The following is a 10,520-nucleotide window of genomic DNA, read 5'->3' as shown; positions in this document are numbered from 1 at the left end:
GGCCTTCCATCTACTTGAATGTGTTGGACTAAGGTGGGTACTTTAAATTCTTGCTGGGACATTAATTGAGTTTAATGCAAGAAAGTTAAAAACTTTGTACAAAAAGCAGCATATTAGCAGAACGAAAACAAAAAACTAAATTTGGGTTTGCGTTCTGTGGCTGAATTAACCCAGAGTGATGTTATGACGGAAGAATTTTCAAAACCAGGATTTAAGCGGCATAAATTCAAAGAATTGAAGGTTTATGCCTCAACGGAGTGGCTGGCTGATAACAAAAAGAAGTATCGGCAGGTGTTTGATCGTTTGGAAACTACTTACATCTATGCAGAACTCTCTTTTTACAACAAGTACTTCGACATTGAAGATTGGGAAATTGATGTAGAACTGAAGTGTTTTTCCTTAAAAAAAGGCCGTAAAGAGATTTGTGACTTACCCTTGCGCAAAAAGGTGAGCAAGTACGACAACGTCGTGTACATCCGCGAAGGTTGGGGCAACAAAACCGAAGGTTCTTTTTGGAAAAATGGCACCTATTATTGGGAGGCCTGGATTGAAGGAGAAAAGGTCGGCACCAAATATTTTTACATCGAAGATGCTGGCCATGACTTTTTGAGGGGCGAAAACCCTTATCTCGCAGTGAACTCCCTGCGTTTGTACGAAGGCCCTTACGACGATGTTCCAGAATTGGATCGAGTCTATTACAAGTCTTTTAGCGGCGAAGAAACCCGGTACATCTACATCGAAGTCGTGTTGCAAAATCTGCACATTTCTAAAGCATGGCAATGTGAATTGTTTGCCAAATTCTACAACGACGCCCGTGAATTGAAGGGGCAAGTGGTGCGTTTGCATCGGGTGGAAAAAAAGGATGAATTCATCAAAATCACCACTGGTTGGGGCTCTAATGTGAAGGGTTCCTGGCGCAAGGATCGCTATACGGCCGAGTTGGTATTCATGGATCGGCTCATCGCAGTAATCCCTTTTGAAATTGACGAGGATTTTGTGGAAGGCATCTCGCCAGTGTGGCTGCCCGATCGGGGCCAACAGATTGTGCCTACTATTCAACCTGATGACCGGCAGAGTTTTGACGACGCTATGGCCCAGTTCGACAACCTGATTGGCCTCACTGATATCAAACAACAAGTCCGCAATCACGCAGACTACATCAAGTTTCTGCAATTGCGCAAGGAAAGGGGCTTTGATGAAAAAGAAAATGTCAATGTCCATTCGGTCTTTATCGGCAATCCGGGCACTGGAAAAACCACAGTAGCAGGTATGATGGGATTGTTGTACCGCAAAATGGGCTTACTCAGCAAGGGGCACGTCCACGAAGTGGATAGGGTAGACCTGGTGGGTGAATACATCGGCCAGACTGCTCCCAAAGTAAAAGAAGCCATTGAAAAGGCCAGGGGTGGCGTATTGTTCATCGATGAAGCGTACGCGCTAGCGCGTTCTAGTGACGATACCAAGGATTTTGGGCGCGAAGTGATCGAAATCCTGGTGCGGGAAATGTCTAATGGTGTGGGTGATTTGGCCATCATTGTGGCAGGTTATCCCAAAGAAATGAAACAATTCCTGGATTCTAACCCAGGTCTTAAATCGCGCTTCCAGTTTAATTTTGAGTTTGCTGATTACCTGCCGCAGGAACTCTCCCAAATTGCCCGTTTTGTGTGCAAACAAAAAGGTGTCAAGCTGGGTGAAGAAGCGGAAAAGAAAGTAGATGAAGTCATCATTGATGCCTACCGCAAACGCGACCGTACGTTTGGCAATGCCCGTTTTGTAAACGACTTGATCGAAAAAGCCAAGATCAACCTGGGGCTACGGATCATGCGCAATGAAGATCCACGGCTCTTGTCGCGTGAAAACCTTGAAATGCTCGAATTGGCCGACATCGCAACGATCGACTTGAAAAATCGCCGGCCATTGCCCAATATCCCCATTGATGAAGTGTTGTTGCGTGAGTCGATCGACGAACTGAACCGCCTGATTGGTATGGATAAAATCAAGGCGCAAATTCAGGAAATGGTGCGTTTGGTGCGTTTTTACCGGGAAACGGGAAAAGATGTATTGAATAGCTTTTTCCTGCATACCGTTTTGATTGGCAATCCTGGTACGGGTAAAACCACGGTAGCCCGCATTTTGACCAAAATCTACAAGTCATTGGGCATGTTGGAGCGGGGGCATATGGTAGAAACCGACCGCCAGGGCCTAGTTGCAGGTTATGTAGGTCAAACGGCGATCAAAACCAATGAAAAAATCGAGGAAGCACTGGGTGGCGTACTCTTTATTGATGAAGCTTACGCACTGACTGCAAAAACCGGCGGTGCCCACGGCGACTTTGGCGACGAAGCAATCCAGACTCTGTTGAAACGCATGGAAGATCTGCGGGGGCATTTCTTTGTCTTTGTAGCGGGCTACACCGATAACATGGAGACCTTCCTTAAGGCCAACCCAGGTTTGAACAGCCGCTTCGACAAGATGCTGCGTTTTGATGACTACCTGCCGCAGGAACTCCTGGAAATTGCCATGTTCATGCTGGATCAAAGTGGCTTGATTCCAACGCCAGAAGCGGAGGAGTACCTGAAGCGTTACCTGACTTTCATCTATGATTGTCGGGACAAATACTTCGGCAACGCCCGTACGGTGCGCAATATCGTAAATGAGGCGATTAAAAATCAGAATCTGCGCTTGGCCGCATTGTCCCTGGAGGAGCGACAAAATTTACCGAATAACCTGTTGACGCTGGATGACCTGGAGACCTTCAAGTTGGATAAGAGCACTTTTGCATTCAATCGGCAAACGATTGGGTTTAAAGCAAGGGGCTAAGGCCAGAACACAACACTGGTACAATTCTCCAGATGTCTTTTATCAAAAAGAAATAAGGCACAAAGGGACACAAAGTTAGGCATTGATAATGCCTTAATTTGGCCCTTTGTGCTGCTGTTTTATGTTATTTCAAAATACTGCTCAAAGGTATCACTTCAAATTCCTGACTGGCTCGGAAAGCCTCTTCCAACACAAAAGAATGCGCGTTGCCGTAAATGATCAGGATGCGTTCAGCAGGAGCTGTGCATAATTTTTTTACATTGCTAAAAATTCGGGTATTGCGTTGGTACCAGTTGCCGGTCAAATCAGCCCCGGCATAGGTGCTTTCATTGCCAACGTGGACCAGTCCAGTGAACCAAAGCCTTTTGTATTCTTTTCTGACCGCATCGCTGTTAATGAACAAGAGGTAGTCTTTTAAAGAAAGTTGATACTTGATCGAGTCGATGTAGCGGTTGAATTGTTCATTGAGTGGATCGTAACTTTTCTGTTCAGCCGCTCCGCCCGCAGTGGCTACGTATTTGTCCCAGTCTTCTATTTCGAGAAGAGACTCTGGTTGTTTAGGCCGATTGTCGATACAATAGACTTGAGCATGTCCCATGGCTTTCGCCAAACGAAAGCCGATTTGATAATATTCCCCCGTTTTTAAAGCCCATTTACCCACCAGATAATCGGCATAGCGCTGCTTAAAGGTTGAATCTTGTTTGGGCAGCCATTCTATGCATATTTTGGTGGGCTTAAAAGTTGCAAGTGCTTTAACCAGTTCTTCAATTTCTTGTTGTTTGCTGGGGCTGAGCATGTCGACCTCTTTTTTTGCCTTCCAGTCGCTGCCATTTGAGCCCAAATCAAAGTGAAATGAACCCAAAACCATAACCTGATGGGGGGCTTTGGGAGCATGGGGAATGTTTTTGATGGCTTGTTGGATCGAGCTATTGTACAGTCCACCCCCTGGGTTTTCATCCTGGGTGTAGTTGAAGTTTTGTTTGGAGAAACGCCCATTGCGGGTTCCTTCAATGCTGGCCAACATTTGAGTGGCGGAAATGCGTTGGTACGCGATGCGCTGGGGGAAATCGTGGGTTAGGTTTTCACAAATAAACTCTGGGCCACGTTGGAAAATCACTTTGAACACCACGGGTTGCTGGTTGTTTTGTCCCTGCACCGTGGAAATGTAAGACCAGGCACCTTTGCGGTAGGCAAATTCTAGGGTTTCCTGCGTTGTACTGTCTTGTGCGTTTTTGACAAATACACTTTTGCCTTGCAAGGTGCTGTCGTTGTGTGCTTTCCAAGTTTCGACAATTTGTCCATTGCTGGTATTGATCTTCCAGGAGCCCAACATCCATTTAAAAGCGTCGGCTTTTTGGCTAAACAGGGTCAATTGAGCAAGTAAAAATAGAAGGTTTGCAGTAAGGGTGATCACAGGTTTCATTTGGTGCGGTTTATCATTTAAGACCGTAAAAATGTTTAAAAACCCACATCTAAAATTGTAAAAACGCGACATTGCTAATTTGTACCAATAAAAAGTGCGGAAAGTTGAAGGTGATCAGCATAAAACTGCTTGGGACTGATCCCCGTAAAAGCTTTGAAGTCTTTGATGAAATGAGACTGATCGAAGTACCCACTTTGATAAGCCAATTCGGTCAAACTGAGCTCGGTATTTTGGTTCAATTGTTTGAGGGCAGTTTGTAAGCGGATAATTTTGGACAATTGTTTGGGGCTGAGCCCTACGTTGATGCTGAATTTTCGTTCCAATTTCCGCCGATTGATGTTCAATTTTTCGGCCATTTCTTCCACCTTGACCTGCCCGGCCTGGCTGACTAAAATTTCAATACTTGACTTTACAATACAATCAAGGACCTCCAGTTTGTTCAGGCGTGCCAGCAAAAAGGTTTCGATGTGTTGAATGCGCTCGGCCTGAGTAGATGCGATCAGGATGTTTTTTTCCAAAAAATCACTCTCCTCTCCAAAAAGTTCAGTCAATGGGACCGCCCGGTTTTCCATCCCCGCTAAAGGTATCGTTGCCAGAGGAATAAAACCATCAGGATGAAAACGGGCAGCGATGATTCCAGTGTGGCCGATAGGGGCTATTTCGAGGGTATTGCTGAGCTGACCAAACACAAAACTACGTGGCTGTATGAAACTGCTGCCGTTTTCCTGAAACTGCTGGTACAAATCCCCATAATGGATAATCAATTCTATACAGCCGTCCGGGATAATGGTTTGTTTTTCGGGCTGCGGGGTTGCGGCGAATTCCAGGCTCCAAAAACATTTAATCAAAGGGGCGAGGTGGGGGGAAGGTGGATAGGTTTGGTACTGCATGTCTTTATTCATTTTGCGCAGCCAACCCAAGATGCGCTTTTTTATTTTACCCCTTCAACAACGCCTTATCATACTTCTTAAACCCACTTTCAAAAAAACCATCGAACGCATCGTGTAAACGCAAAAACGCCAGCATATCGTGATTGAGAATCATTTCGGTATCTTGCAAGTTATTAGCTACAGCTTTTTTCAAACTTTCAAACCCTTCCAAAGGCTGTTCCAATACCGAGTAGGCACAGGCCATGTGGAAATAAATCTCAGGATCTTCGTCGTTTTCCTTCAGCGCTTTTTTGAAGTCTTCCAGAGCCTCGTTCAATTGGTAGGCCTTAAGTTTTAGGACTCCTTGTTGTTTGGCTTTGTTGATCTTTTTGGGTAAATAGCCGTATTCAACGCGTAAGTCTTTGATTACCAGTTTGTCATTTCGGTGCAAATCTAGTAATACTTCTGCGTTGGCGTTTAATTTGGTCGTTAGGACAAATTTTATCTTTTTGCCCTTTTCCAGGACGGTAAATGGATGATTTGTACCTGTGATCGAAGATTTTTTGGACACAACCTGCCCTTTAACAATTACGGTTTCTTCGCCCAACCAGTTGTTGTGGAATTCGATTGTCGTACCTTCAGAAGTGATTTTTTGGTATTGCATTGGAAGAATCAGGAATGCTTGTAGGTGATCAATGTGGTTACAAAAGTAGACAAATTCAACAATTACCCCTAGGCTTAAACCGCATAATTTGTAAGTTTACAACTCATCACTTCAAAACCCAATAAGCCAGATTGTATGAAAATGTATACAGTGCTCGTAGCCTTGATCTTGTTTACCCTCACATTTTCTACTGCCTATGCGCAGGACGCAAAAAAATGGGACGTCAACAATCCACCCGGCACCTACAAAAACATATCCTTCAGCACCAACGAAGGTACCTGGATGAACCTCGATGTTTCGCCCGATGGCAAAGAAATTGCTTTTGACCTTCTGGGCGACATTTACATTTTGCCCATTCAGGGTGGCGAAGCGAGGGTGCTGCGGGCTGGTCACGCTTTTGAAGTGCAGCCCCGTTTTAGCCCCGATGGCAAAAAAATCCTTTTCACCTCCGATGCCGGTGGAGGCGACAATGCCTGGGTGATGGATCGCGACGGCAAAAACGCCCGCCAAATCACCAAAGAGGACTTCCGCCTGGTCAACAACAGTGTTTGGACACCCGATGGCGAATACATCATCACCCGCAAACATTTCACCTCCACCCGCTCCCTGGGTGCTGGCGAGTTGTGGATGTACCACCTGAGCGGTGGCAAAGGTATCCAGCTCACCCCCCGCAAAAACGACCAGCAAGACCTCAACGAGCCCAGTGCTTCACCCGATGGCCGTTATGTCTATTACAGCGAAGACATCTATCCTGGAGGTTTTTTTCAATACAACAAGGATCCCAATAATCAGATTTTTGCCATCAAACAATTCGATCGGGAAACCGGGAAAATGGAAACTGTGACAGGTGGTGCTGGAGGTGCGGTAAGGCCCCAAATATCCCGTGATGGCAAATTACTAGCTTACGTGCGGCGGGTACGCACCCAATCGGTCTTGTACATCCGCAATCTGGAAACCGGGCGCGAATGGCCGGTTTACCACAAGTTGTCAAAAGACCAACAGGAAGCCTGGACCATTTTTGGCTCTTATCCCGGCTTTGCCTGGTCGCCCGACGACCAGTCCATCATCATCTGGGCCAATGGTAAGATCAATAAAGTGGATGTGAATGGGTTTAACCAGTCGGTCGAAATTCCTTTCACTTGCCAGGTCAATCAAAGGATTTACGATGCCGTTCGTTTCAAACAAGCCCTGAATCCCGCCAATTTTGACGCCAAAGTGATCCGCAATGCGGTGACTGCCCCCAACGGCAAATACGTGGTGTTCAACGCAGTGGGTTACCTGTGGAAAAAAGACCTGCCCTCGGGTACCCCCCAACGTTTGACCAAAGGGACTGATTTTGAGTTCGAACCTGCTTTTTCACCCGATGGAAAGTCGCTGGTTTTTGTGACCCACAACGACAGTACCTCCGGCACCCTGCAACGCCTGCAATTGGAGGGTGGTACCCTCACGAAATTGAGCAGCGATCCGGGCAATTACCGCAATCCGGCCTATTCCAACGATGGCCAAATGCTGGTATTCCGGAAAGATGGCTCCAGCTCAGCCATGGGCCCGGCCAATACCGCCAAGCCCGGCATTTATGTGATGAAAGCCAGCGGTGGCCCGGCTACTTTTGTCAAAGCTCAGGGTGAAGACCCCCGCTTTAACCTCAAAGGTGACCGCCTCTATTACAACGCTGGCAGCATGATGGCCAGCTGCAAACTGGATGGCTCCGACGAACGCATCCACCTGCGCAGCACCTATGGCAGCCAGTTCACCCTCTCGCCAGACGAAAAATGGATCGCCTTTGTGGATTTGCACAAGGTGTACATTGCCGCCTTTCCTCATTCTGGAACCACCCTCAACCTGGGGGCTAGCACAGCCGATTTTCCGGTCAAGCAGGTGGCCAAAGACGCCGGGATCAACCTGCATTGGAGCGCCGATAGCAAGTCACTGAACTATACGCTGGGCAACCAATACTTCAATATTCCACTGGAAGACCGCTTTGAATTCATTGCAGGCAAACCCGATTCCAGCTTCAAAATGCCCGAAAAAGGCATTGACATTGGTTTAAAAGTGTCCATGGATAAACCTACCGGCCTGATCGCCTTCACCAACGCCCGCATCATCACGATGAAAGGGGAGCAGGTGATTGAAAAAGGCACGGTATTGGTGGAAGGCAACGTCATCAAAGCAGTTGGAGCGGCATCAGCTGTAAGCATTCCGAAGGAAGCCAAAATAATCAATTGTGCGGGCAAAACGATCATGCCCGGTTTGATCGACACCCATGCCCACCCTGGCCACTTTAACTCGGGTTTGACGCCCCAGAAATACTGGCCTTATTACGTGAACCTGGCTTATGGCGTCACCACGGTGCACGACCCTTCGGCAAATACAGAGTGGGTCTTTGCGATGAGTGAACTGCAAAAAACGGGTGCCATTGTAGGGCCTCGGGTATTTTCTACCGGAACCATTCTATATGGCGCGGAAGGAAACTTCAAAGCGGTGGTCAACAACTTGGAAGATGCCCGCAGTGCCATTCGCCGCACCAAGGTGTTTGGAGCTTTTTCGGTAAAAAGTTACAACCAACCACGCCGGGAACAACGCCAAATGATCTTGCAAGCAGCCCGGGAACTGGAAATGGAAGTGGTACCTGAAGGGGGATCGTTCTTTTACCACAATATGTCGATGATTCTGGATGGGCATACCACCTTGGAGCACAACCTGCCTATCCATGAGTTGCACAATGACGTAATCCAGCTTTGGGAACAGTCCAATACAGCCTATACGCCTACCTTGATCGTGACCTTCGGTGCAATCAATGGAGAATATTACTGGTACCAACACAGCAACGTTTGGGAAAAACAAAGGCTGCTGACTTACACGCCACGTAGTGTAATCGATACCCGCAGCCGCTACCGTACCATGATTCCCGAAGAAGAATACGATAAGGGCTATATTCAAATTTCCCGGCAATTGAAAAAACTAATGGATGTGGGCGTAGAAGTCAACATGGGTGCACACGGCCAACTCAACGGCCTTGGTGCCCACTGGGAGACCTGGATGATGGCCCAAGGCGGCATGAGTAACCACCAGGCACTTAAAACTGCCACCATCAATCCTGCGCTCAGCCTGGGTTTGGATGAGCACATCGGCTCCCTGGAAGTGGGCAAACTGGCCGACTTGCTGGTGCTGGACAAAAACCCGCTGGAGAACATCCAAAACACCGAATTCATCCGCTACACCATGGTCAATGGCCGCTTGTACGATGCGGAATCGATGAACGAGGTCGGGAACCAGCCCAAGAAACGCAGCAAGTTTTTCTGGGAATTGAATAAAAATGCTCAGTATGAGCCGCTGCTGCATGAGGAGACGGAGAGTGTGGGGCGGTGTTTGTGTGGGAGACATTAAGGAGTGAAAAGTGAAAAATGAAAAACAGGGGTGTTTCGCTTGTTTTTTGTTTTTCACTTTTTGTTTTTTGGGCTTTCTTTTGCTTTTTTGTTTAGTTTTGAAAAAAACAACGATTAAGCGTATTCTCAATCATGAATTTTAAAAACTTCTTTCGCCGAAATAAACCCATTCATTCGTATCAAGATTTTTGGCAATGGTTTCAAAAAAAGGCTAAAACTTTTCACCAAGTCGTGAAGAACAAGGGCGATTTTGAAAAAGTATTTTTTGATCCCCTTTCAGATAAACTCAATGAGTTAAAAAGTGGTATTTATTACCTCACAGGTATGTATGATGACCACACAGTAGAACTCATTTTTAGCGCCGATGGGGCCTTAGAAAACATGATTTTTGTAGATGAATTAGTGGAATCTGCACCCCACATCAATGGATGGCTATTCACCGCTTTGAAACCTGCAACAGAACTCGAGGAATTTAGTATTGAAATGGAGGGATATTCTTTTGATGGTGAAAACATCTTCTTTTATGCCAATGAACATGCTGACTATCCTGATGAAATCGATCTAACCATAATCCACAGCGATTTGAATGATGAGAATCGTGGGATTATCGTTAATGGAACTCACCTTTTTCTCGATAATTATCTAGGGGAGTGGTATTATGCGGCGGTTATTGATGAAATCAAAGTGGTAGCTAAAACTGAGGCAGAACAAGAACTGATTCCCATCAAAAAGCTTAAAAGTTACCTGGTTTGGCGACAAAAGGAATTCATTGAAAAATATGAAGACACCTGGTATACTCATATTGAGGATACTGATCGCTATAATTTATATGAGGTCCAAGTTAAAAATGAAACCATGTTGCTGGCATTAATGAACCAGGATTTATTGGATTGGGAAGGCAAAGCCTCACATCCTTGGTTGTTCTGCATTGAAATTAAATACAAGGGACAAAAAAGCGGTGGAATGCCAATTGGGAGAACCCGTAAACTAATCAATGCCATCGAAGATGATTTAATGGAACAACTCAAGCCTTATGAAGGCGTTCTCAACATCGGTAGAGAAACAGGGGATAATACCAGAACCATTTACCTCGCCTGCAAGGACTTTAGGAAACCCTCTAAAATAGTACACCAGTTAAAGGAAGGCATGTCTAAATTTGAAATGGATTTTGACATTTACAAAGATAAATATTGGAAGACGTTTAATCGGTACATGAGGGCGGGAATGTTCAATGAAGTGTGTCAAGAATTAAAAAATATTGACGAAACCCTAGTTTTGTTCCCCGCGTAGCGACCAGCCATCAATTTGCCGGAGCGAAAGTCAAGGTTGCGGTTCAAAAAATTTGTCCGCTAGGCAAA

The 10,520-nt window shown here is 46.0% G+C and carries 6 protein-coding genes; 3 read left to right on the top strand and 3 right to left on the bottom strand.

Translation table 11 applies throughout. The features are described 5' to 3' along the window. The first annotated feature begins 183 nt into the window (after nt 1–183). A complete protein-coding gene (locus SFV55_RS08510) occupies nt 184–2,820 on the top strand; it encodes an AAA family ATPase (protein ID WP_320029063.1) in 2,637 nt (878 codons plus the stop codon). A 124-nt stretch (nt 2,821–2,944) separates the two neighbouring features. Here the strand turns inward: SFV55_RS08510 and SFV55_RS08505 are convergent, their stop codons facing one another. The 3 genes from SFV55_RS08505 to SFV55_RS08495 all read right to left on the bottom strand — a co-directional run bounded on the left by SFV55_RS08505 (nt 2,945) and on the right by SFV55_RS08495 (nt 5,776). Continuing rightward, nucleotides 2,945–4,243, bottom strand: coding sequence for a DUF6265 family protein (locus SFV55_RS08505; protein ID WP_320029062.1), 1,299 nt, complete (start codon nt 4,241–4,243; stop codon nt 2,945–2,947). A gap of 74 nt (nt 4,244–4,317) precedes the next feature. Beyond that, entirely contained in the window at nt 4,318–5,133 is an 816-nt protein-coding gene (locus SFV55_RS08500; RefSeq protein ID WP_320029061.1) for a helix-turn-helix domain-containing protein, read from the bottom strand. A gap of 46 nt (nt 5,134–5,179) precedes the next feature. Further along, nucleotides 5,180–5,776 (bottom strand): hypothetical protein, encoded by a 597-nt coding sequence (locus SFV55_RS08495; protein WP_320029060.1) that lies wholly within the window; start codon nt 5,774–5,776, stop codon nt 5,180–5,182. Between the two features lie 141 nt (nt 5,777–5,917). On the opposite strand from SFV55_RS08495, the gene SFV55_RS08490 reads away from it, so the two are divergent. Together SFV55_RS08490 and SFV55_RS08485 are read left to right on the top strand one after the other, a co-directional pair. Next, a complete protein-coding gene (locus tag SFV55_RS08490; protein WP_413776697.1) occupies nt 5,918–9,163 on the top strand; it encodes an amidohydrolase family protein in 3,246 nt (1,081 codons plus the stop codon). 131 nt (nt 9,164–9,294) lie between these two features. Next, nucleotides 9,295–10,452 carry a DUF695 domain-containing protein gene (locus tag SFV55_RS08485; protein ID WP_320029058.1) on the top strand — a complete coding sequence of 386 codons (1,158 nt, stop codon included), beginning with the start codon at nt 9,295–9,297 and terminating at the stop codon, nt 10,450–10,452. The last annotated feature ends 68 nt before the right edge of the window (nt 10,453–10,520 follow it).

This window comes from Haliscomenobacter sp., assembly GCF_033763495.1.
Lineage (GTDB): Bacteria > Bacteroidota > Bacteroidia > Chitinophagales > Saprospiraceae > Haliscomenobacter.
Note: the sequence above shows the minus strand (reverse complement) of the source record. Positions and strands in the feature narration are given on the sequence as shown.

What these genes read in the sequence shown, in the direction of transcription:
- SFV55_RS08500 (WP_320029061.1), bottom strand. Translation starts at nt 5,133, where the DNA reads ATGCAGTACCAAACCTATCCACCTTCCCCCCACCTCGCCCCTTTGATT.
- SFV55_RS08510 (WP_320029063.1), top strand. Translation starts at nt 184, where the DNA reads ATGACGGAAGAATTTTCAAAACCAGGATTTAAGCGGCATAAATTCAAA.
- SFV55_RS08505 (WP_320029062.1), bottom strand. Translation starts at nt 4,243, where the DNA reads ATGAAACCTGTGATCACCCTTACTGCAAACCTTCTATTTTTACTTGCT.
- SFV55_RS08495 (WP_320029060.1), bottom strand. Translation starts at nt 5,776, where the DNA reads ATGCAATACCAAAAAATCACTTCTGAAGGTACGACAATCGAATTCCAC.
- SFV55_RS08490 (WP_413776697.1), top strand. Translation starts at nt 5,918, where the DNA reads ATGTATACAGTGCTCGTAGCCTTGATCTTGTTTACCCTCACATTTTCT.
- SFV55_RS08485 (WP_320029058.1), top strand. Translation starts at nt 9,295, where the DNA reads ATGAATTTTAAAAACTTCTTTCGCCGAAATAAACCCATTCATTCGTAT.